Genomic DNA, 22,336 nt, shown 5'->3' on the forward strand with positions numbered 1-22,336 from the left:
GCTGCAAGCCGTTCAGCGGAATTCCCTTTTGACAACTTTGCGCTAGGAGCTTTGTAAATAGTCCGCTCCTTGATCGCATTGCTCCTTGTACTCCCATAAATCTTCAATAGAGCAATCTAAATACTTTGCCAGCCTGAAGGCTTCTTCCAGCTTTGGATAGGCTGCACCATTGACCCAGTTGCTAAAACGCTGCGCACTAATGTCTAATGTCTTTGTGACTTCGTTTTGTCTTTTTTCTAGTTCTGCCAGTTTTACGCGAATTTTTGGTTTTAACATCCAGTTCCCTCCACTCATCAAAAAATGTCTCTCCCGTTCAGTTTAGTATGTTCTATTTATGTTCGCAATCTATCGGATAAATAAATAGAGAAAAAATGTTATCGGAAGAGAATTTTAGCAGGAAATGTGTTATAATAATTAGAATAGTGTTAATGAAAGCGTTCTTATTTGGAGGGGAAAAGATGATTTACGAATTGAGAATTTATACGATGCACCCTGGCAAAATGCAAGCTATCCATAATCGCTTTTCACAAGCGACGCTCTCAATCTTTGAAAAGCACGGAATGCGTGTCACTCAATTCTGGGAAGAAATCGAGCCGGAAAACAACCGTATCTTCTATGTGATGGAATTTCCAGATATGGAGACGCGTAATCAACAATTTGAAAAATTCCAGGCAGACCCGGAATGGCAGCAAGTGAAGGCCGATTCTGAAAAGGACGGTCCGATTGTCCAAAATCTCGAAAGTATATTTTTAAAAAATGTGCCGTATTTTACAGGGAAGTAAAAAGAGTGGTTGAATGAAAGCCGGGCGCTGACGAAAAAGAGTGTTTCGGACCTTTTGCGTCAGCCCGGGGCAGCGGGAAGAAGTCGGCACAAAAGGTGTCGCAAATGAGCCTTCGGCCATTGTAAGAGGGTAAAAAAGATAACACTTCACGCCATCCTTTTATCGTTGTAAAAACTTAAAACCAAAATATAGATTAACAGGGACTAATAATGTAAACAGATAAAATAAAGTATCCCCATAGACAGCGATAGACGCTATCAGCCAAAATAGGGCCATAATAAAAAAAATAATGCTCATAATTGGAAGTGATGATAACTTTCCCATGCTTTCCCCCTTAACGGCTATATACAGATCTCTTCGGGTGCTGCAATTTGAATTTCTCTTCTTTCTAATTCGTTTCTGAGGATTGTTATAAAATCTTGGCTGAGGTTAAGTTCAACTGCTTTGTAGTAGGATTCTAGCATCAACGTATCATCAATGTGATCTAGCATTTTTCCCTCTCCTAATTACTTATTTATTCCCTTTGTCTTAATGTTAACTGTTTTCTCTGCATTAATAAAGTCATTTTGCCATAAAAATTATCGACAAAATACCTAAAAATCCTGCACCCTTCCAGTTTTCTTCTACAAAATTAAGGAAGAATACATAGAACCGCCGCCCTTTATGAAAAGGAATGATTCCGAAGCGCCAAGGCGTCCATCCTTTGGCCTGCTGTCAGACGTGGAGCCGAATCAGCCGACATAAACTAGAGTAGAGGTGTGAATCTCCTGTTAGCCGGGTAAAGAGTATCAAAACTTGTCTGACTAAAGGAGAGATGTGAGATGACGCGGGAAACCTATTATGTAAGTGTCGATATGTCAATTCTCAGTATCAGCAAAACGAAAACACCTGAAAATGTGGTTCAATACGAGATCAGGGCAACAGAGCAAGAGAAAGACGAGCTTTATGCGCTGCTGGACGAAGTGGGCGACCATGACTTTGAGCCGCAGCAAGTGTTTGGCCATCCATTTGATGAGAGAGCGTCCGATGCAGAAAAGGATCAAACGCAAAAGGAGCTGCGCCAGGTGTATGAAAGAATCTATCAGCTGGGCACGGAGGAAACGAGAAAAGTTCTGGATAATCTGCGGCCGGTGGAAACGGCTGAGAAGAGAAATGAAAGATCACGGAGCAAGGACGGATTCTAACCTTATGTCTCTGTCTGGCGACCGGACTCGGTGCTGGTCGTAGAGAGCATTCACACGGGCTTTTAAACTTCAAAAATCCAAACAGAGGGCGGCTAGTCTTATTAGTGAGCAGGGAAGAAAAATCTGTTTTCCTCATTTAACAATGACAGGCAGCCGCCAATTGCCGTTTCGGAGTGTACCGAAAGGAAAAACAATCCTTTTTGGTGCACTCCTTCGTTTTTTAACGAGGTAGAGCGCTTGAAAGTCGAGGGAATCTACCATATAATTGATTATCATTATCACTATCGAAAATGAAGGATAGGCTCGCTTCCTGATTACTTTTGTAGATGTTGGCCCGCTTGCCTGTTTTTTAAGGAGTGTTTCTGTTGTTAAAGCGTTTTTTTTCCTATTATAAGCCTTACAAGTTTTTATTCATTCTAGATTTTTCATGCGCTGTCTTTGTCGGGCTGCTGGAGCTGGCTTTCCCGCTGGCGGTGAATCAGGTTATTGACCGGCTGCTTCCAAGTGGAGAATGGTCAATTATTTTATGGGCCTGTCTTGGTTTACTGCTCATTTATGTCATCAACACCGGTCTCCATTACGTGGTGACCTACTGGGGGCATATGCTCGGGATTAATATCGAAACCGATATGCGCCGCAAGCTGTTTGAGCATATGCAGAAGCTCTCTTTTGGCTACTACGACAATAATAAAACCGGTCATTCCATTTCACGGCTGACGAAGGATCTGGAGGAGATTGGCGAGGTCGCACATCACGGACCTGAGGATGTTTTTGTCGCGGTGATGACGCTGATCGGCTCATTTGTGCTTATGCTGACGCTCAATTGGAAGCTGGCGTTAATTTCATTCATTGTTATTCCGTTCTTGACCTATTGTGCGATTTACTTCAATAAAAAGATGACGCGCACGTTTCGGAAGATGTTTCACGATGTCGCTGACATTAACGCGAGAGTAGAAGACAGCATTGGCGGTATCCGCGTTGTTCAGGCGTTTGCGAATGAAAAGTACGAGCAGCGTCAATTTGCGAAGAACAATCAGGAATACCGCAATACGAAATTGCAATCATACAAAATTATGGCGCAGAACATTACAGCCAATTATATGTTTATGAGAATTATCACTCTTTTCACGCTGCTATTCGGGACATTTTTTGTCATTCGCGGGGAATTAACGAATGGTGAATTTGTTGCCTTTATTTTGTTATCCAATATTCTTCTCGGACCAATTCAGAAAATCAATGCGGTGATTGAGAGCTATCCGAAAGGGATTGCCGGCTTTAAGCGATACACGGAAATCCTTGATACGAAGCCGGATATTGCCGATGCCCCAAATGCGGTTGAGATGGAGCTTGAAGGCGATATCCGCTATCGCGATGTTTCCTTCGGTTATGAAGGGCTGGATCCGGTCTTGAACAATATTAGCCTGACGATCAGCAAAGGGGAAACAGTAGCCTTTGTCGGACCTTCAGGAGCGGGAAAAACAACATTATGTAGCCTGCTGCCCCGTTTCTATGAGCTGTCCGAGGGCGGGATTGAAGTCGACGGCGTTGATATTCGCGATATAAAGCTGTCCTCCTTACGCAGTCAGATTGGCATTGTCCAGCAGGATGTGTTTCTCTTTTCCGGGTCGATTAGAGAGAATATCGCCTACGGTAAGCTCGATGCTTCCGATGAGGAAATTCTTGAGGCCGCCCGCCGGGCCCAGCTTGATGAATTTATCCGCAGTCAGCCGCAAGGGCTTGATACCGTGATCGGCGAAAGGGGCGTCAAGCTTTCAGGAGGGCAGAAGCAGCGGTTGGCGATTGCGCGTATGTTTTTGAAGAACCCGCCGATTCTGATCCTGGATGAAGCGACTTCCGCCCTTGATACGGAGACGGAGGTGGCGATTCAAAAGTCCTTGACCGAGCTTGCTCAAGGCCGGACAACATTAGTCATTGCCCACCGTTTGGCAACCATTAAGAACGCAGATCGCATCATTGTTGTAACAAAAGAGGGCATCGCCGAGCAAGGAAGACATGAAGAGTTAATTGAAAAAAATGGAATTTACAGTCGCCTCCATCAGGCTCAATTTGGGTAACAAATGGGCTGTCAGGCGAGTGGAAACGGGAGTCCGAGAGGCTATAGCAGCCTTGAGGATTCCTTTTTTTGTCAGATGGTCTTTAGGCATTAAGACCTGATCCGCTTACTTTTTTACTGGTTGTTTTTTCCTTTATTTGTAGAATGGGGGCGAAACAAACGACGCCAAAGTTGTAGGGAATAGGAATGGTTTTTGGTAAAAAAATGAAAAGTTGTTGTTTTCAAAAAACAACTCGCTTACGATTAAAGCGAGAAAAATGAACAAGGAGCTGATCGAGCATGTCTGAAATTATTCGTTTAACACCATCGGAGCTAAGAGAGGTAGCAAGACAGTATGATACCGAAAGCGGCAATGTCCACGATTTGATTAGCAGGCTGGATAGCATGAGCAGTCATTTGCAGGATGTTTGGGAAGGGGCGTCTAGTCAAGCCTTTGCTCAACAATATCAAGAACTGCGTCCATCGTTTGACCGGATGGCAGTGCTGCTGAACGAAGTATCAATGCAGCTAGCAAATTCTGCACAAGTTCTTGAAGATACCGATCGTCAAATTGCCAGCCAAATTCGCGGTTAAATCAGTATCATAACGAGCACAAAAGAGCGCTGACAATCACCACTTGTTTTTGCGCTCTTTCTTTGTTTAGAGGTGAGGACGATATATATTCAGGTGACAATCGATTTGCGCCATTATGTGAATAAGCAGTTTGACCTTAGACTGTCAAACTATTATTCCATCAAAAAGGTAATTGAAATTGTATGGCAGGTTGAACGAATTGCAGTCAGACCGAGAGAAGGCGGCTGGGTGCGCGTTTCAAATAAAGAAAAGGTGTGTCATGGACATGTCACCCTTGAGGAAAGTGGAATTACGAACGGAGATAAGCTGGAAATTTTGTAGTACTAACTAGACAAAGGGGCCGCCTGGAAGAATGGAAGAGAAGAAGGACTCATACCTGGAAAGTCAAACGGAAGCGACAATCAAAAAGAAGCAGGACAGCTATGTTTTTCAGTTTCAGAAGGCTAAGGTTAAGCTTACCGACAAGCTTGAGATTAATATGCTTCAAGGACTCAACGATCCGCTTCAGCGTACGATCAATGAGTCGGAGGATCTGGTGGAAGTTACCGTTGTTCCGCCAAAGGGCACATATTCGTTTCAACATGTAAAGCGGAAGTCGCTTTACAGTCGTTGGCTCTTTGCCGATCAGCTGATTAAAGAACTTTACAATCAACGGTTCGAGCGGCTTACTGTCGTGATCTGTCCTGAAAATGTAATCATCGACAGCAGCTTCAAACCGAGCTTTCTGCATTATGGAGTAAAGGAAAGCCTTCCTCCTTATACGAAAAACGAGGAGAAGTTGCTGCTCGAACTGAAGGCAACGATAGCGGCCGCGGTTGATAGTCGCTACTCATTCCATGAATATATTCATTTTCATCAGACTCTGAAGCTGTCCGATGTGACGAGGCAGCTCTTTGCAGCCAAAAATACAGCGGAACTTCAGGAAATCGTGCAAGCATCGATTAATGAACTGGAACAAAAAGAGCAAAATCTCATTCATCTTCCGAGAAAAAAATGGCTGATCCAGCGCTACAGTCTTTGGGGGCTCGTGATCCTTTTACTGCCGACGCTATGTTATACGGTCTATTCTTTCTTCTTTATTCAACCAGAGCAGCAGGCTTATATCAAAAGTGGCGAGCATTTTCTCACAGCGAGATACAGCGATGTCATTGAACAGTTACGCTATTATGACCCCGCTGATATGCCCTATGTGACGAAATATCAATTAGCGACAGCCTATGTCCAATATGAGGCGCTGTCCGACGAGCAGAGGACGAACATTCAAAACACGCTGACGCTGCAATCCGACCCTGCTTATTTTGATTACTGGATCTATATTGGCAGGGGCGAAAATGAGGAGGCGGTTGATCTCGGCCGCTCGCTCGGGGACCGTGATCTCGTCATGTTCGGTCTGTTGAAATACAGGGAGGATATTCGGGCGGATGATTCGTTATCCGGCCTGGAAAAGGAAGAAGAACTTCAGTTGATCGAACGGGAGCTTGAGGAGTATGTTGAAGAGCGTGAACAGCAAAGTGAAGCGGCGGAAGAGCCAGGTAACGCTTCATAGGAGTGGGAGAAGATGAATCAGTTATTTTTGTTTTATGACGACACATATCAGTACTGCCAGCTTGAACAAGATCAATCTGAGATTCTAATCGGCAATGACGACCATGATACGATCACGATCCACTCGCTTTCCTTTTCAGGCGGGAAACTGTCGCTTGAGCGTGAGAGTGAGCGCTATGTGATCTATCAAGGGAATCAGCAGACCGGTTCTTTAACTCCTGATGAGACGGTGACGATGGAAGTGGACGGCCGGACGTTGCGGCTGCTCTATCGGACTGCCGAGGAAAAGCAATATACCTATTACATAGGGCAACTGGATGAAGTGAAAATCGGCAATGTCGACGGAGCGACCATTCAAAAGGAGGGCCATTTCTTTGCCAATGAGGAAAGCAGCTTTCTGACACTTGTCAAAGTCGGCGAAACGTGGATGCTCAAGCCTGAAGAGCAAAGTGTCATTTATTTGAACGGCCATCGAGTTAGGGAGGCCTCACCTTGTGCAAATGGGGATCATCTGTTATTTCCGTTTATGACGATCACAATCGTTGAGGGTGATCTGCTGATGATCAGATGTGCGGAAGCTGTTAAAACTGAGCTTCCCGTCGTCCGTCCACCCGTTTCCGAAATGCAAAAAACATATCCTCTTTACCGGCGGACTCCGCGTTTAATTTATGATCTGCCGGAAGAGAAGGTGACGTTTTCCTTTCCGTCCCAGGAAATTGATAATAACCAGCGCGCCTTATGGTTATTAATTTTACCGCCGGCGATGATGCTGATTGTCATGACCGTCGTTGTACTCCTTATTCCAAGAGGAATCTTCATCCTCATTTCAATCGTCATGTTTACGACGACAATTCTGACGTCAACGATTCAGTATTTTCGGGAAAAGAAAAAAAGAAAAGAGCGTGAAGAGCAACGGGAGAGGGTTTACTCAAATTACCTGAAGCAGAAGCGGGAGGAGCTGCAGGGCCTGGCGGAAAAGCAGAAGATGGTGATGGCCTATCATTTTCCCGATTTTGAAGAAATGAAAGCAATGGCGAAGACGATCAGCGCAAGAATCTGGGAACGGTCACTGGACAGTGAGGACTTTCTACAGTTTCGCGTGGGCCGGGCGGAGGTCCCGGCGAGTTACCAGGTGGCCGTTGGGAGTCTTGACTTCGCGAATCGGGAAATCGACCATCTGCTCGAAAGGTCGCAGGAGATCATCAAAGCGTATCAGCATGTAAAAAATGTTGCTTTGCCGATTGATCTGTCAGCCGGCTCAATTGGCCTCGTCGGAAAGAATGCGATCGTCCAGCGGGAGCTACAGCAGATTGTCGGCCAGCTGGCGTTCTTTCATAGTTACCGTGACGTCCGTTTTATTGCCATTTTTGACCAGGCCCTCTATGAAAGCTGGGAGTGGATGAAATGGCTGCCGCATTTTCAGCTGCCGCATTCCTTTGCCAAAGGCTTTATTTATAATGAAAAAACGAGAGATCAGCTATTGTCCTCGATTTACGAAATGCTGCGTGAGCGTGATATCGATGAAGAGAAGGCAAGCAAAATATTTGCTCCGCATCTCGTCTTTATCGTCCAGAACCGCCAGCTCATTTCCGATCACCTCATTATGGAATATTTAGAGGGAGAGGATCGCGGTATCGGACTTTCCACGATCTTTGCAACAGAGGCCAAAGAGAATCTAACCGATTCGATTCACACCCTTATCAGCTACATTAACGGCCAGAAAAGCGAGATTCTTATTCAGCATAACAGAGCTGTTCATACACCTTTTGATATCGACGAGCACGTGGAGATAGGTAATGAAAGCTATGCCCGTCTGCTGTGCTCCCTTGATCATCAAAAAGGGATGAGCAATTCGATTCCGGAGATGGTTTCCTTTTTGGAATTAAATGAAGCGGAGGAAGTAGCTGATCTGGAGATTGAGCGGAAGTGGCACAGCAATCAGCCGTCGAAGTCGCTCGCCGTGCCAATTGGCTTAAAAGGCAAGCAGGATAAGGTGGAGCTGAACCTTCATGAAAAAGCGCACGGACCGCATGGGCTTGTAGCAGGAACGACCGGTTCCGGGAAAAGTGAACTTTTACAAACCTATATTCTCAGTCTAGCGGTTCACTTTCATCCGCATGAGGTTGCCTTTTTGCTGATTGACTATAAGGGCGGCGGCATGGCGCAGCCGTTTAAGCAACTGCCTCATCTTCTTGGGACGATCACGAACATTAGCGAAAGCAAGAACTTCAGCACGCGTGCGCTCGCCTCGATTAATAGCGAAATGAAGCGGCGCCAGCGCCTGCTTGATACGTATGAGGTTAATCATATTAACGACTACAGCGATTTAGTAAAGCAAGGGATCGCCAAAGAGCCGATGCCTCATCTTTTCTTAATCTCGGATGAATTCGCCGAGCTGAAAAGTGAGGAGCCTGAATTTATCAAAGAATTGGTCAGCGCTGCCCGGATCGGACGCAGCCTTGGTGTTCATCTTATCCTTGCTACACAAAAGCCTGGCGGCGTAATCGATAACCAGATCTGGAGTAACTCCCGCTTTAAAATCGCCCTTAAGGTTCAGGATGCAACAGACAGTAAGGAGATTTTAAAAAATGGGGATGCGGCAACGATCACCCAGACGGGAAGAGGCTATTTGCAAGTCGGAAACAATGAAGTCTATGAGTTGTTTCAATCAGCCTGGAGCGGCGCTCCGTATTTGGAAGAATCCTTTCAGGCGGAGGAAGAGGTCTCGCTTGTGACCGATCTCGGACTTGTCCAGCTCTCGGGACTTAGCACGAAGACTGCCCCCGACTCGAAGGGCCAGAAATCAGAAATAGAAGCGATAGTCACTGAAATCGCGGCTCTTCAACATAAGTTGAAGCTGATCAAGCTTCCGAGCCCATGGCTTCCGCCGTTAGGAGAATGGCTGCCGAGACCGGAAGTTGATTCCACGGCGGAAGGTTTTCTGATTGGGCTGAAAGACGAACCGGAAAAGCAGAGTCAGACACCGTACAGATATCAATGGATCACCGATGGAAATATTGGCGTTTTCGGTTCGTCCGGTTATGGGAAATCAACAACATTGTTCACCTACTTGCTGAGCTTTGCCGCCCACCATCGGGCCGATGAGCTGCACTACTATATTTTCGATTTTGGCAACGGGACGTTATTGCCGCTTAGGCAGCTGGCACATACCGCCGATTATTTCCGCTTTGATGACGAACGGAAGATTGCCAAATTCTTTACCTTTATCAAGCGTGAAATAGAGCAGCGTAAGCAGCTGTTCTTGGAGCATGAGGTCAGCAATATTACGCATTATAACCAAATGGTAGAAGAAAAGCTGCCGGTACTCTTCTTAGTTGTTGATAACTTTGACTTAGTCAAAGAGGAGCTTCCGGAAGCGGAGTCGCAATTTATTCAGCTTGCGAGGGATGGCCAGTCGCTCGGGCTTTTTGTCGCGATTAGCGCGACGCGAATCAATGCTGTCCGTCAGCCATTGATGAACACCTTGAAAACAAAAGTCCTGCATTATGTTATGGACAGCAATGAACAATATACCCTTGTCGGAAAAACGCCTTATGAAGTTGAGCCGATTCCGGGCCGGGCCTTGCTGATTAAAGACCAGGCCTCCCTTGTGCAAATCTATTTGCCGGCTAAAGGGAAGGACGACCTTAAGATGCTGCAGATGGTTAAAGATGAAATTAAGCTGATTAATCAAGCGAACCAGGGACGCAGCTTGCCTCGTCCAATTCCAATGCTTCCTTCACAGCTGAACATCACCGAATTTAACGAGCGGTATGTCGATGGAGTGACGGAAGGGCAGCTGCCAATCGGTCTGGAAGAGGAAAGTGTGACGACGATGGAGGTTGATCTGATTGCCGAACAGCATTGCCTGATTATGGGCCAGGCGAAAAAAGGAAAAACAAATGCATTGCGCGTCCTGCTGCATGGAATCTTCGGCCAAAACCATACGTCAATCGGGTTATTTGACGGGGTTGATCGCGGTCTGGCAAATTATGCCCAGCATGAGTCTGTTCATTATATGGAGTCAAAGGAGCAGATTATGGAATGGCTCAACCAAATGGAAGCTGAGTTGAGCAGAAGAGAAGCCGAGTATGTCGCGAGCATTGAACAGGCCAATCGCGGGCAGCGGGCATATCCGAAGGTTTATTTGCTGATTGACAGCTTCTCGCGGTTTCAGCAAAAAGCGGATGCGGCGATCCAGGATAAATTAGCGACGCTGCTGAAGCTTTATACTCATCTTGGCTTTACGGTTCTTGTGGCAGGCAATCCGAATGAATTCTCAAAAGGATTCGATTCCTTCACGAGTGAAATCAAGCAGATCAGGCAGGCGATTCTCTTAGCTAAGAAATCGGATCAGAACCTATTCCCGCTTCCGTTTACAAGAAATGAAGAAGAGGTGCAGCCGGGCTTTGGCTACCTCATCAGGGGCGGGAAAGAAATAAGGATGCAAATTCCTAAAGTTAATTAGGAAAGAAGGGCAAAATGATGTTCGATAAAAAAAGTCTTATTAAATTAGTGGTCATGATATTGGTCATCCTGTTCTTTCCGACAATGTTTTTCTCTTATATTGAACCGGAGCAGGATCAGGCGAATAAAGCGACCGCCAGGGAAATTGCCGTTGTGAACGAAGATCTTGGCACAGAATTTCAGGATGAGCAGCTCCATTTCGGGCAGGAAGTGATCGCTTCGTTGGAGAGAGACTCCGACTATAAATGGGTAGTAGTAGGACGCAATGCGGCGGAGGCCGGTCTTGAGCGCAATCAGTATGATGCAGTGCTGTACCTTCCGTCGAATTTGTCAGCGCAGGTAATGGCCTTTAAAGAGGATGAGCCGGAAAAGGCCGTGCTGCACTATCAGATTCAGGGTAACCTGGATGCGGCGAATATGGAAAGGGTTCAGCGGGCTTTGACGACGGCGCGGAACCGCATTAATAGCCATATTTCCGCACTATACTGGGATCACGTCTCTCAAGAGGTTGATGATATCAGGCAGAAGTTCGATCAAATTCTGGAGCGGGAAATTGCCTTCCAGGAGTCGATGTATGCTTTCTATTCACCGGGTTCCGCCACAATTGCAGAAGAAATCAGACAGCAGATGGAAATGCTCGAACAGCTGCAGGCGGCCGCGTCGGAAGCCATGAACGCCTCAAGCGGCACGAATGCTGAAATGGAAGCGTCGGTCCAGCAGATGAATGAGTTTCTCACGAGGGTCCAGCAATATCGTGAATTTCAGGACCGGCAAAGCGAGCTGTTCCTGACAACAAGCTTGCAGAATCAGCAGCTGTTGCAGCAAGGCTTAATGAGCTATGAAACCAATCTGACGGAAGGGCTTCAACAGGTGCTTCACAACCGGGAGGTCCCCCCGGCCCCGACTGTTGATGGCGAGCACTTACTTGACAGCGTCGTGCAAATTCAACAATCGATCCATCAGAACCATGTCATTGTTGAGCATATTCAGGAGTCAATTGAAGGATCGGAAGTCGAAGAACAATTTGAGAAAATCATGGCCGTGCAAGAGGCGATGATGAAGCAATATAGGGAAGAAACGGAGAAACAATCGTTAAATCGCCTTGAGGAAAAGCTTCTGCCAGCGCGCAGCGAGCTTGTCGCTGCATCGGCGATTCAGGCAAAAGGCAAGGCAAAGGAGCTCTCGGCGGCGGGATTACCGACAGCCGGGCAGGCGGAAGACGTGTCGTTAAAGACGGTCAAAGAGCAGATCAACAGTCTTTACCAGGCGTTGGAGGCGGTTGTCGTTGAAGCGGAAAAACCGTTGGACGAGATCCAAAAAACAATCACCCAGCTTGAAAGCAATGTCGAGCTGGTAGAAAGTGAACTGATGAAACAGGCTGCCGAGCAAGCAGAATGGGAGCAAGCCGTCGAACAGCGTCTGGAAACGATTATTCAGGAACAGCAGGAGAATGTACCTGAAGGGAAATCAGCTGAGGAGCGGGCGGTTGAACTGATTAAAGCAAAGGAAGCCGCGATTTTGCAACTCGATTATTTAGACGAAGCGCGTAAACAAAAGCTCGCTTCTCATTTTGAGCAGCCGTTGCAAAGCCGTGACATTAATCAATTACTCTCCTATTTTGCGTATTTATCAATCTATGAGGACATTTTGCAAAAGGCTGAAAGCTCTGATCAGGAACTAATCAGTGAGATCATTGCAAGCCACACAGGGCAAAGTGAAGATGAAGTGAAAGCGGCCTTTGAAACACTGAAGGGCGAAACCGCGCATTTTGATCAGCTTCGGAAAGGGCTGAGAGAGTCATCAACTCATCTTAATCTGCTTGAAGATGAATTTATCGAATTTGCCGAGGCGACAATCGGTTTCATTGAGGAATACGATGAAGTGGTGAAGCAAGAGCGTGAGCAAATGATGAGTGAATTGGCTGCAATCGAGCAGGGCGCCAATGACGTTACTGCCTTTTTGCGGGAGGAAATAACAACGCCGGAGCTTGAGGACGCTCCTGTCGATGGATTAAACGGTGAACTTGTCGTGAACACGCAGCAAAATGCAATGATGGACATTCAGGAAATTTCGAATCTCGTTCACTCATTAGCGGACCGCCATTCATATGTTAATGACTATACGAATGAGCTCTATCAGCGGGTCGACTCCGTTCAGGAGCGCGCCGATCAGCTAAACCAGAGCTGGGCGGAAAATGTGGATTCGACGAGAATGGTGAGGGAGGATCTCTATGATGTTCTCCGCAATGCCGTCGTCGATGGGCAGGCTAACCCGTACATTTATGAGTATTTAACGAATCCGACGATGATCAGCGGATCAACTCCGGAAGAACGGACGACCCACGCGCCGCCGGTGGTCATGTTGATTATTCTCCTTCTTTGTGGTTTGGCGATCGGGTTTCTCGTCTATCATTTTTCTCATGTAGCGCCGATGCTGAATTTTTCCTTGTTCATGCTGCTTACATTAGCCGTGGGCTTAATTATCAGCATTTACGGCTTAACGATTTACCCGCTGCATGACATTCAGGTGGTGCAATGGACCGTCAGCACGATCCTGTTTTTGATCGCCTGCGCCGGCATGATTCGTCTCGGGCTGGAAATCGGTCCGGTTACAGGCGGCCTGACTGTTGGAGCAATGCTGATCTTTTTCATCGCACCGCTGCTTGATTTAGTCATTGCGGGCTTCAGCATTCAGCATCCGGTTGCGCAGGTGTTTATGTCGATTCAATATGGAGATCAATCCGCCTTCCTGCCGGCTGTCATAATTACGTCGCTACTCAGTGCCGTTGTCGTCGCGCTGCCGTATGTACTGAAGCGGGTCAAGGAACGCAGAAATCAGATTGAGGAGAGCTATGAAGAGTATGACGAGGTCAGCTAAGACGGTGGGCTGCTGGAAACAGCGCGCCCGCCCGAGATGCTGGCGTGAGGCCTTGTTTGCCGGCGCGTCACTCTATTGCTTGCTGCTTTTTCTGTTGTTTCTTGCGCCAGAGGAAATAAGAGCAGAAGAGGAGAACGTGGAGCCGCACCGATATGAGCATGGGAAGGTCGAGCTGAACTTACATTATTTCCGCGATCCTCAGCTGCAGCGGCGTGAAGCCATGCCGGAAGAGCAGCGGGTGCTGACTTTTCAGCAGGCGGATTACGAATTGTTTGACCAGGTGGAGCAGCAGCTGTTCGTCCATACACTGGACGAAAATCATACGATCGTCGTCAAAGCGGAGCAGCTGCAATTGTTTGAAGAGGCTGTACGAAATAATGCCTACCGCGATCAGCAGGAAGTGGAAGCAGGGGCTATTCAGCTGACGACGATTCTGTTTTCGGTCGTGCTCTTACTGGTAGGTGTATTATTTGTCATCATTCTACCGAAACTTGTGCGGCGTTCTCCGTCAGCATAGTGGGTAACGGCAGGCAGACTTTCTCTCTGTCAATTTCCATGGAAAGGGTGAAATGAAATGGCTTTGGCAGGCTTATATGCACGTTTGAGACAAAAGCAGGAGGAGTTATCCCGGCTCAGAATTTGCCAAAATGAGTTGAACAGCTGCCGGCAGGATTTCTACAGCCAGGAGACAATTTGTTTAGAGCCCGAGCTTTCTTCGAATACGTGGGCCGGAACGCTGGCTCAAGCATTTGAAAACATCCGGGAGGGTGCGATTGTCCCGAGCTATCAAGATATTCATACAAACCAGTTCAGTCATATTCTGCAGCTTGTAGCTAATAAAATTACACGTACCGAGCAGGAAATTGCCGCGATTAAGCAGGCGATTGCAGCGGCTAAGGCAGCTGCTGCAAGTCAATAAAACCATATGAAAGCGGTGAGAAGATGAGCGGAGAAATTAAAATTCTTTATAGCGATGTGGAACAGGAGCTGGCCAAGGTCGAAAGCGCGGTGCAGCAAGTCGATGGGACCTACCCTTCTTCCATAGGAGAAGGGAATGTGCTTGATGTTGTCACACGTTTAAATGAACTCTCAAGCGAGTTACAGCAGGTGATCGAGCAGTACCAAATGCTCGTCCTGAAAAATATAGAGAGTACGAGACAATCGTTGGAAGTGATGCGAGAAACAGATCATCAAATAAGTTCTTCTATTCGATAAGCAGGAGGGAGCCGGCAATTCAATGAAAACCTTGAATGTGGATGCATTACACAATGGAATTGATCAAGTGATCGAAACGCTTTCCTCCCAAAAAGAACAGCTGCAGCAAGTGAAGCTGAACATTCAAGCTATGATTCATTTAGATGATTCTTTTGCAGGCAGCGGGGGAGGAGCAATCCGGTCTTTTTATCGGGATTGCCATCTCCCTTTCCTCGCTTTTTTTCAAGCGTTTGCCGTTGAATATGAAAGCGTGCTGCGACGAATGAAGGCAGCCTTGCAGGCATTGGAGCCTGCGCAGGACGGCTTTATTCGGCAAAGCTATTTGGAGCAGGAAGTGTCACAGGGAATTGAACAGCTGAAATCCGTCACAATCAGCTTAACGAATGATGCCAATCTGGCAATTCGCCGCGTACGTGATATCGTGTTCCTGCCGGACATTAAGGATGAACCGGTTTTGCTTGAAGCAGGCAGAGCGAAGCGCCACACGGAGGACACGGTTGAGCAGCTGTATCAGTTTGACCAGCAGCAGACCGAGGCGTTGACGAGCGTTGGGAAAGATATTCAGCTGATGGCCCAGTACGTTAAGCAGGTCGAGGCCATTTTTACGAGTAAAGTCCATTCTCTTGCCTTCTTAACCAATCAGGTTAAACGTAATCTGGCATATACCGCTTTATTAACGAATTTGCAAAAGAAAACAGAGGATCTCTATACGCTTTCCGCTTTTTCGCCTTTTAATAGAGGATCTATCAATCACCCATATTGGACGGACTCGCTTTTTATGCATTATGCGGGACTGCGCTATGCCAACCAGGATGAGTACAGATGGCAGCTGTATTCGACGATGATGAGCAGTGCTCGTCCGACAATGAATGAAAAGGTGGAGGACGAGGATGAAGGCCGGAAGTTTCTCATCGGAAAAGAAAGTGAGCCAAGAGGCGGATTTAGTGCAGCCGGTGGAGTAGGGTATTATGATAATAACTGGACTGGAATTTCCGAAGGCTTTCGCAATTCCGATTTGCCGATTGGCGGATCTTCACAATTTACAGGCGTTTATGCCGGGTTTGACCTGGATACAAGCGTTGTCGACGGCACTTACGCCCAGCGGATGGTCGATACCGAGCTGAAAGCGAGCATAGGCGGACCGTCGATTTTTCCAATTGTCAAAGCGGAAGGTACCGTGCTGAGGCATCATGCGAGAGTACAGGCCGATAGTGACATTCCGGTCATTGGCCGGACCGGAGTTGAAGGTGATGCGAAAATCCTGACCGCAAAAGGCTACGCCGGGGTCGACAATGCCTCTGTCGGGGTTGCGGCGAAAGCGGCGGTTATAGAAGGGGATGTCAGCGGGATTTTACCGATTCCGTTCACCGACTGGAATGCAAAGATAACGGCAGGGGCCTCGGGTGGAAGCATCGGCGGAGAAGCGAAAATAGGAAAAGAAACGATGCTTGATTTACGATTTATTATCGGAGTCAAATTAGGACTGAGCTTTGAAAGACAGATTGAGGATTAAGCGTAATGACGCGCAATAGGTGATAAAGGAGAGAGAATCGATGGCAGAAGAAATCAACCAATTAACCCTCCCTAACAACGGAGAGCTTTTACCGGTAGGCTCGGTCGTGACGGTGAAGTTCCTTGATCAGGCCGTGATGATTTATGGAAGAAAGCAGGAACAGGGAGAAAAGCAGAAAATTTGGGATTACGTCGCTTGTCCGTATCCACAGGGGCATTTATCGAATGACACAAATGTCTTTTTTGATCGCGACCAAATCGAAACAGTCGTGTTTAAAGGGTTGGAAACAGAAGGAGAGCTGTTGTTACGCGAGCGCCTAAAAGAAGTTTTTGAAAAGAGGAGTTAAACGGTGAATATATTGCTACAGCCTGTTTTTGATGCAATTGCCGAGGTGAAGCAGTGTCTCGGGCCTTATAAACAAACGGATGCCAAGCAGAAGAAAACGAAGTACGCTTCATTAATGATGTTTAATCTTTTGTTTATTCTTCTTTACGCCATCTTAATCCTTTATTCGCTCTATTACATGATTATGGCCTTTATCCATGGGTTATACGTGCTATTCGGCCTATGTGTCACCTTGCCGATGATCGGTGTATTTATTCTTTTACGAAGAAAAGTATATCCGAAATTTAAGCAGGAGTATGTGAAAGGGCATGATCTCGAGCTTTAAGAGACAAAGAAGAAGGAGACAGGAATGAAACGGTTACTACTATGTCTGGGTCTAATGCTGGTGGTGGGGTGTTCAAACCCGGTAAAACAAGAAATCATTCATTACGTTAACGAAGAGGTCAATCCGATTTACAGTCTGGAGGAGGAAGCGGTTGACCATCTAAGCAGCGTGACGGGCAGTAATTATGTTGATGATGAAACCTTCTATCACACAATGGTGGAGGAAGTGCTGCCAAGGTATGAGCAATTTGTACAGAGACTGGAAAGCATTGAGCCTCAATCGGAGGAGCTCGACAAGGTCCACGCTTTATTTGTGGAAGGGGCACAGCTGCAACGCAATTCGATGCGTCTTTCCTTACAGGGTGTTGAACAGGGAAGCGAAGAGGTCATTCAGGAAGCGAATCTTCTATTAGAGGAAGGAAAGGCGAAGATTGATCAATACATCGCTGAAATGGAGACGTTGGCCGAGCAATACGAGGTTGAGTACGAGGTTTATGAATAGAAAAAAGGACAGCCGCTGGATGATTCAAGTCTAACGGCTGTCTTTGTTAAGCGGGAAAAGAGGTGGTTCGATGAAACAGCTGCTGATCTTCTTTTTCGGGGAAAAATGTGAACGCAACAGGTGGCTTCAAGGATTTTATTGGTTTGCCGTCGTCTTTTTCTTCGTTATGCTGGCTTGCGCGCTTTACGGGTTGCTGCTAACTGGCCGCGTGCTTTTGCTCGTCCCGGTCTTTCTATTTCCATTTTTGTTCCAGGTTGTCTATGCTCAATTTCGTCCGACAGTGGGCAAAGAGAAGCGGCGATACTAGCCAAGCGCAATGGAATTGGAGTACACTTGAAATCGTAAACGCTTGTAACATAAAGGAGCAAAAACTATGAACAAGAAGCAGAGGCCGCTGCGGTGCTTAATCGTGACGTCAGTGGCTGCGGAAAAAGAGGCTGTCGAGCGGGGATTTGGAGCAGGCAGTGGAGTAACGGTCATCACAGGGGGTGTTGGACAAGCCGCTGCTGCTGCCAGCACGGCCCGGGAACTGGCGCGGGCAAGCTATGACCTTGTCATTTGCGCCGGGATAGCCGGCGGGTTTCCAGAGCGGGCTGAGGTCGGGTCGATTGTCGTCGCAGACCGGATCATCGCCGCCGATCTCGGGACAGAATCGGCGGAAGGCTTTATCAGTATCGATTATTTGCAGCTTGGAACAACGGCGGTCATCGAAACAGAGCACGTGCTAAGCGGAAGGCTCGTCACGAGGCTGAGGGAAAAACAGCTGCCGGTTCACTCCGGCCCGATTTTGACTCTTTCCACCGTGACAGGTACCGCCGAAAGTGCCACGATGCTGGCGCAGCGTGTAGACGGGGCGACTGCGGAAGGCATGGAGGGCTACGGGGTGGCTGTGGCGGCTACCCAGTTTGCTTTACCGGCAATGGAGATCCGGACGATTTCAAATCTTGTTGGCCCGCGTGACCGCGGGGCGTGGCGAATTAAAGAGGCGCTGGCTGTTTTAGAGCAAGCCAGTGCAGCATTCATGGAGGTTATTCAATGAAAATAGCATATTCCCCTTGTCCGAACGATACATTTGTTTTTCATGCCTGGGTGCATGGTCTGATTGAGGGCGCGCCGAAGCTTGAGGTAACATTTGCGGATATTGATATTACAAACAAGCTGGCGGCCGAACGAAAGGGTCCGGAAGTGCTGAAAATCTCTTATGGAGCCCTTCCGTGGGTGCTGTCAGATTATGCGCTTGTTCCGTGCGGAGGAGCGCTCGGAAGAGGCTGCGGTCCGCTCGTGCTGACGAAGGAGTCGGCCGGACCGGCAGCTCTTTCCGGCCGGAGAGTCGCCGTGCCGAGTGAGCGTTCCACAGCCTATTTGCTTTTCCGCTTATGGGCGGCTCAGCAGGTGCCGGGAGGAGTCGGTGAGATTGTCGTGATGCCGTTTCATGAGATCATGCCGGCGGTACGTGATGGAAAAATCGACGCCGGTCTTGTCATTCATGAAGCCCGTTTTACCTTTCAGGACTACGGCCTGAAGCAGCTCGCTGACCTCGGCAATTGGTGGGAAGACGACACCGGTCTGCCGATTCCGCTCGGCGCGATCATTGCCCACCGTTCACTGAATAAAGAGGAAATTGCCAAGTGGGCGCGCGCGTCCGTTGAATATGCCTGGGCGCATCCGGAGGCTTCAAAGGCTTATGTGATGGAGCACGCCCAGGAGCTTTCCCCGCAAGTGGCGCAGTCTCATATAGATCTATACGTCAATGAGTTTACGGCCGATCTTGGTGAGGCGGGCTATGCGGCTGTTGAAGCATTACTGGGCAGAGCGGCAGAGGAAGGCTTTGTTCCAGAATTTGACCTGGCAGCATTACGTTAGAAAAGAGAGAAGAGCTTGAGACAAAACCAGCATTGACCTATTGGCAATAGCTCTACAAGAGCGTGGCGGTTCCGCCCATTGTTTAAGGGGCTGGGAAAAAGGCATCAAAGCAGCCTTTTCCCTAGTCTCTTTTTTTGCCCAATTTCTTCCTCCCTTTATCTCTATCAATCATGTATAATACGATAAGGGGGTATGGTTATGGAGCATGAATATGAAGTTATCATCATTGGAGCGGGACAGGCCGGAATTGCGATGAGTCACCATTTGAAGATGAAAGGAATTGATCATCTGATGATTGATTCCAGTGCTCAAATTGGTCAATCCTGGCTTTCGCGTTATAAATCACTCGTCTTATTTACGCCTAAACGATTCAGCTCTCTTCCGGGTATGGAAATGGAAGGTGATCCGGAAAGCTATCCGACCAGGGAAGAAATGGCGGTGTATTTACAAGCATACGTTTCCCACTTTCAGCTGCCTTATGAGCTGAACATCACGGTTAATCGACTTGAATTCGAAGACAACGTTTTCCGCATGACAACAAATAAAAAGATGCTGTACGCCAGGCAAGTTGTGGTTGCGACCGGCGCTTTTCAAAAGCCCTATATTCCACCGCTCATTACGAGCACTGAGGGGGAAATCGTCCAGCTTCATTCCTCTACGTATGTTTCACCGGCCAACCTGTCTGAAGGGACTACGCTCGTGGTTGGCGGCGGCAATTCCGGGGCACAAATCGCTGTCGAATTGGCGAATGATCAACGAGATGTTTTTCATGCCATTTCCGCTCCGATGCGCTTCCTTCCGCTCCGGCTTTTCGGGCAAAGCATCTTCCATTGGCTCGAAAAGAGCGGCCTATTATACGCCGGTCTCGATACAAAACGAGGAAGATGGTTTCAGAAGAAGAATGATCCGGTATTTGGAATGGAATTAAAAACATTAATCAAGGCCGGGCGAGTGACGCAAAAGACCCGGGTGAGAGAGGTCACCGGGCAGCTCGTGACCTTTGAGGACGGCACGCAACTGACGGCTAACAATATAATTTGGGCAACGGGCTTTGTTCCTGATTATGACTGGATACAGATCGACGGAGTTATATCGGCCGCCGGGCAACCTAAGCATGAGCGCGGTGTGACAGACATAAAAGGCCTCTTTTTCCTCGGCCTGCCATGGCAGCACCAGCGAGGCTCGGCCTTAGTATGTGGTATCGGGAAGGATGCGGCATATGTTGCCCTTTATATTGAAAAGAACCTACAGACCTAAAAAACAGCTCCCTGAAAGCTTAATAATTCAGGAAGACATTGACATTAGCCTTTCAAGTTAGATTCTAATATGAAGCCATTTGGAGAAAGGGTGAACTTCTACATACCGACAAATTTCCTCGTCGAGAAGTTCACCTGTAAATATGACCATCATATCGACACGTCGATTAAGATGTTGCGATGATAGGGAAAGAGGCTTCTTATATAGTAAGATAAAAATGATGAAGTTTGCTGAAGGGATGATAGCAAAACGATATTTTATCCTCGGCTTCGGCATGTAAAATAAAAAGAAAAGATTAGCATTTAGTTGAGGAAAAAGCAAATCCTGAAAAGTGAATATGTTAAAAATGCTATTATTAAAGGATCTATCAACCTTTATAACCCACTACGTTCAGATAGAGATTTGAGCCTTACACTGAATCTTTCTTTACAACCCACTACGTTCAGATAAAGTCTAATTGTTTTTTATATCATCTATTATATCATCCTTTTATTGCACTGTATTTAGGTGAAAGAGAAATCCAATATATATAACCCACTACGTACAGATAAAAGTGAGTGTTTTTGGCGATATGCCGGGTCCCAGGCAGACTTTATAACCCGCTACGTTTAGATAAAAGTCCAGGAGAGCTTTAGGGTATTTCAGACATTTACTTACTTTATAACCCACTACGTTCAGATAAAAGTGTGGATGGCAGAAAACTACCCACCCTTTTTGATAAATTTATAACCCACTACGTTCAGATAAAAGGGCCGTCACTGCGCCTAATGTCCACAGTCCGGGACTCTTTATAACCCACTACGTTCAGATAAAAGGATTTTTTCGAATGTGCTATCGGTTCTGCATTTTCCTTTATAACCCACTACGTTCAGATAAAAGAGTGTACTGGTGAGCGCTTGGCAGTTTTATTGTGCGCTTTATAACCCACTACGTTCAGATAAAAGTCCGGCGGTTGTTGAAGCAAGTAATCTCAAAAAATTACTTTATAACCCACTACGTTCAGATAAAAGGAAAATATCAGCACTTATGGAGGCGTTGGAGTCGACTTTATAACCCACTACGTTCAGATAAAAGATAAACGTCACCGCTTCAGCTCTTGTTAATGTACCTCTTTATAACCCACTACGTTCAGATAAAAGCAAACATGTTTAAAACTCCCTTTCTATATTTCTTTCTTTATAACCCACTACGTTCAGATAAAAGCGACGACACGCCTTTTGATACGTTGTTTAATTTTACCGCTTTATAACCCACTACGTTCAGATAAAAGACAGGCTGCGGGCTGTACGGTCTACACTATCGCCCCTTTATAACCCACTACGTTCAGATAAAAGATCATGTAACCACCTCTTTATCGATGACGAGATACTTCCTTTATAACCCACTACGTTCAGATAAAAGAGAGAGTGCTGTCTTCTTATCTCCTATCTTATTTAACTTTATAACCCACTACGTTCAGATAAAAGATTCCTGCTGCATCTTCAAAATAGTGACCTAACTCACTTTATAACCCACTACGTTCAGATAAAAGGAATGTCGCAAGGATTTTGAACCAGGAGAAATCGTACTTTATAACCCACTACGTTCAGATAAAAGAATGGCGCCGCGCATGGAATAAAAAAGCTGCCCTTCCTTTATAACCCACTACGTTCAGATAAAAGCTCCGTCCGTTGGATCGCTAAAATACTGTAGATTCATCTTTATAACCCACTACGTTCAGATAAAAGGATGTTATCAACCGCCTGAACGAGCGTATGATGGATCTTTATAACCCACTACGTTCAGATAAAAGGAGCAGGTAAGACCGATCCTCAA

At 46.8% G+C, this 22,336-nt stretch carries 21 protein-coding genes and 1 CRISPR repeat array (1 of these 22 cut by a window edge); of the genes, 19 read left to right on the plus strand and 2 right to left on the minus strand.

The features are described 5' to 3' along the window. Positions 1-42: 42 nt before the first annotated feature. A complete protein-coding gene (locus M3212_RS10205) occupies positions 43-276 on the minus strand; it encodes a helix-turn-helix transcriptional regulator (RefSeq protein ID WP_251193865.1) in 234 nt (77 codons plus the stop codon). Between the two features lie 182 nt (positions 277-458). Here M3212_RS10205 and M3212_RS10210 point away from each other — a divergent pair, with 182 nt between their 5' ends. Next, complete coding sequence (locus M3212_RS10210) at positions 459-782, plus strand: NIPSNAP family protein (protein WP_251193866.1); 324 nt, start codon at positions 459-461, stop codon at positions 780-782. A gap of 341 nt (positions 783-1,123) precedes the next feature. On the opposite strand, the gene sda is transcribed toward M3212_RS10210, so the two are convergent. Further along, positions 1,124-1,273 carry a sporulation histidine kinase inhibitor Sda gene (gene sda / locus M3212_RS10215; protein ID WP_251193867.1) on the minus strand — a complete coding sequence of 50 codons (150 nt, stop codon included), beginning with the start codon at positions 1,271-1,273 and terminating at the stop codon, positions 1,124-1,126. A gap of 330 nt (positions 1,274-1,603) precedes the next feature. Between sda and M3212_RS10220 the strand changes: the two genes are divergently transcribed. The 18 genes from M3212_RS10220 to M3212_RS10305 all read left to right on the plus strand — a co-directional run bounded on the left by M3212_RS10220 (position 1,604) and on the right by M3212_RS10305 (position 20,521). Continuing rightward, positions 1,604-1,966, plus strand: coding sequence for a hypothetical protein (locus tag M3212_RS10220; RefSeq protein WP_251193868.1), 363 nt, complete (start codon positions 1,604-1,606; stop codon positions 1,964-1,966). A gap of 365 nt (positions 1,967-2,331) precedes the next feature. Further along, positions 2,332-4,041, plus strand: coding sequence for an ABC transporter ATP-binding protein (locus tag M3212_RS10225; RefSeq protein ID WP_251193869.1), 1,710 nt, complete (start codon positions 2,332-2,334; stop codon positions 4,039-4,041). A gap of 278 nt (positions 4,042-4,319) precedes the next feature. Continuing rightward, a complete protein-coding gene (locus M3212_RS10230; RefSeq protein ID WP_251193870.1) occupies positions 4,320-4,613 on the plus strand; it encodes a WXG100 family type VII secretion target in 294 nt (97 codons plus the stop codon). Positions 4,614-4,694: 81 nt separating this feature from the next. Next, entirely contained in the window at positions 4,695-4,934 is a 240-nt protein-coding gene (locus M3212_RS10235; protein WP_251193918.1) for an EsaB/YukD family protein, read from the plus strand. Positions 4,935-4,965: 31 nt separating this feature from the next. After that, the gene (essB, locus tag M3212_RS10240) at positions 4,966-6,159 is read left to right on the plus strand and encodes a type VII secretion protein EssB (protein WP_251193871.1); all 1,194 of its coding nucleotides are present in this window, start codon (positions 4,966-4,968) and stop codon (positions 6,157-6,159) included. Between the two features lie 12 nt (positions 6,160-6,171). Beyond that, positions 6,172-10,626 carry a type VII secretion protein EssC gene (gene essC, locus M3212_RS10245; protein WP_251193872.1) on the plus strand — a complete coding sequence of 1,485 codons (4,455 nt, stop codon included), beginning with the start codon at positions 6,172-6,174 and terminating at the stop codon, positions 10,624-10,626. A gap of 17 nt (positions 10,627-10,643) precedes the next feature. Next, the gene (gene esaA / locus M3212_RS10250) at positions 10,644-13,502 is read left to right on the plus strand and encodes a type VII secretion protein EsaA (protein WP_251193873.1); all 2,859 of its coding nucleotides are present in this window, start codon (positions 10,644-10,646) and stop codon (positions 13,500-13,502) included. Continuing rightward, positions 13,486-14,019, plus strand: a complete 534-nt coding sequence (gene essA, locus M3212_RS10255) for a type VII secretion protein EssA (protein WP_251193874.1) — start codon at positions 13,486-13,488, stop codon at positions 14,017-14,019. The genes esaA and essA overlap by 17 nt, the downstream gene beginning before the upstream one ends. Positions 14,020-14,076: 57 nt before the next feature. Further along, positions 14,077-14,421 (plus strand): YwqH-like family protein, encoded by a 345-nt coding sequence (locus M3212_RS10260; protein WP_251193875.1) that lies wholly within the window; start codon positions 14,077-14,079, stop codon positions 14,419-14,421. A 23-nt stretch (positions 14,422-14,444) separates the two neighbouring features. After that, positions 14,445-14,717, plus strand: a complete 273-nt coding sequence (locus tag M3212_RS10265) for a YwqI/YxiC family protein (RefSeq protein ID WP_251193876.1) — start codon at positions 14,445-14,447, stop codon at positions 14,715-14,717. A 22-nt stretch (positions 14,718-14,739) separates the two neighbouring features. After that, positions 14,740-16,230, plus strand: a complete 1,491-nt coding sequence (locus M3212_RS10270) for an LXG domain-containing protein (protein ID WP_251193877.1) — start codon at positions 14,740-14,742, stop codon at positions 16,228-16,230. Positions 16,231-16,270: 40 nt separating this feature from the next. Then, entirely contained in the window at positions 16,271-16,576 is a 306-nt protein-coding gene (locus M3212_RS10275; RefSeq protein ID WP_251193878.1) for a DUF4176 domain-containing protein, read from the plus strand. A gap of 3 nt (positions 16,577-16,579) precedes the next feature. Continuing rightward, complete coding sequence (locus tag M3212_RS10280) at positions 16,580-16,900, plus strand: hypothetical protein (protein ID WP_251193879.1); 321 nt, start codon at positions 16,580-16,582, stop codon at positions 16,898-16,900. A 24-nt stretch (positions 16,901-16,924) separates the two neighbouring features. Next, positions 16,925-17,401, plus strand: coding sequence for a hypothetical protein (locus M3212_RS10285; protein WP_251193880.1), 477 nt, complete (start codon positions 16,925-16,927; stop codon positions 17,399-17,401). Positions 17,402-17,471: 70 nt separating this feature from the next. After that, positions 17,472-17,708 (plus strand): hypothetical protein, encoded by a 237-nt coding sequence (locus tag M3212_RS10290; protein WP_251193881.1) that lies wholly within the window; start codon positions 17,472-17,474, stop codon positions 17,706-17,708. A gap of 66 nt (positions 17,709-17,774) precedes the next feature. Next, the gene (locus M3212_RS10295) at positions 17,775-18,440 is read left to right on the plus strand and encodes a futalosine hydrolase (RefSeq protein ID WP_251193882.1); all 666 of its coding nucleotides are present in this window, start codon (positions 17,775-17,777) and stop codon (positions 18,438-18,440) included. After that, positions 18,437-19,264 (plus strand): 1,4-dihydroxy-6-naphthoate synthase, encoded by an 828-nt coding sequence (locus M3212_RS10300; protein WP_251193883.1) that lies wholly within the window; start codon positions 18,437-18,439, stop codon positions 19,262-19,264. The genes M3212_RS10295 and M3212_RS10300 overlap by 4 nt, the downstream gene beginning before the upstream one ends. Positions 19,265-19,462: 198 nt before the next feature. After that, on the plus strand, positions 19,463-20,521 hold the full coding sequence (locus M3212_RS10305; protein WP_251193884.1) for a flavin-containing monooxygenase: 1,059 nt from the start codon (positions 19,463-19,465) through the stop codon (positions 20,519-20,521). A gap of 372 nt (positions 20,522-20,893) precedes the next feature. Continuing rightward, positions 20,894-22,336: direct repeats of the CRISPR family, unit length 29 nt; unit sequence CTTTATAACCCACTACGTTCAGATAAAAG; it runs 5,069 nt beyond the window's last position.

This window comes from Halalkalibacter oceani (assembly GCF_023715705.1).
GTDB classification, from domain to species: Bacteria; Bacillota; Bacilli; order Bacillales; family Bacillaceae_D; genus Halalkalibacter; species Halalkalibacter oceani_A.

Bases quoted from the DNA above. Each gene is read 5' to 3' on its own strand.
- M3212_RS10205 (WP_251193865.1), bottom strand. From the start codon at position 276: ATGTTAAAACCAAAAATTCGCGTAAAACTGGCAGAACTAGAAAAAAGA.
- M3212_RS10210 (WP_251193866.1), top strand. From the start codon at position 459: ATGATTTACGAATTGAGAATTTATACGATGCACCCTGGCAAAATGCAA.
- sda (WP_251193867.1), bottom strand. From the start codon at position 1,273: ATGCTAGATCACATTGATGATACGTTGATGCTAGAATCCTACTACAAA.
- M3212_RS10220 (WP_251193868.1), top strand. From the start codon at position 1,604: ATGACGCGGGAAACCTATTATGTAAGTGTCGATATGTCAATTCTCAGT.
- M3212_RS10230 (WP_251193870.1), top strand. From the start codon at position 4,320: ATGTCTGAAATTATTCGTTTAACACCATCGGAGCTAAGAGAGGTAGCA.
- essB (WP_251193871.1), top strand. From the start codon at position 4,966: ATGGAAGAGAAGAAGGACTCATACCTGGAAAGTCAAACGGAAGCGACA.
- essC (WP_251193872.1), top strand. From the start codon at position 6,172: ATGAATCAGTTATTTTTGTTTTATGACGACACATATCAGTACTGCCAG.
- esaA (WP_251193873.1), top strand. From the start codon at position 10,644: ATGTTCGATAAAAAAAGTCTTATTAAATTAGTGGTCATGATATTGGTC.
- essA (WP_251193874.1), top strand. From the start codon at position 13,486: ATGACGAGGTCAGCTAAGACGGTGGGCTGCTGGAAACAGCGCGCCCGC.
- M3212_RS10260 (WP_251193875.1), top strand. From the start codon at position 14,077: ATGGCTTTGGCAGGCTTATATGCACGTTTGAGACAAAAGCAGGAGGAG.
- M3212_RS10265 (WP_251193876.1), top strand. From the start codon at position 14,445: ATGAGCGGAGAAATTAAAATTCTTTATAGCGATGTGGAACAGGAGCTG.
- M3212_RS10270 (WP_251193877.1), top strand. From the start codon at position 14,740: ATGAAAACCTTGAATGTGGATGCATTACACAATGGAATTGATCAAGTG.
- M3212_RS10275 (WP_251193878.1), top strand. From the start codon at position 16,271: ATGGCAGAAGAAATCAACCAATTAACCCTCCCTAACAACGGAGAGCTT.
- M3212_RS10285 (WP_251193880.1), top strand. From the start codon at position 16,925: ATGAAACGGTTACTACTATGTCTGGGTCTAATGCTGGTGGTGGGGTGT.
- M3212_RS10290 (WP_251193881.1), top strand. From the start codon at position 17,472: ATGAAACAGCTGCTGATCTTCTTTTTCGGGGAAAAATGTGAACGCAAC.
- M3212_RS10295 (WP_251193882.1), top strand. From the start codon at position 17,775: ATGAACAAGAAGCAGAGGCCGCTGCGGTGCTTAATCGTGACGTCAGTG.
- M3212_RS10300 (WP_251193883.1), top strand. From the start codon at position 18,437: ATGAAAATAGCATATTCCCCTTGTCCGAACGATACATTTGTTTTTCAT.
- M3212_RS10305 (WP_251193884.1), top strand. From the start codon at position 19,463: ATGGAGCATGAATATGAAGTTATCATCATTGGAGCGGGACAGGCCGGA.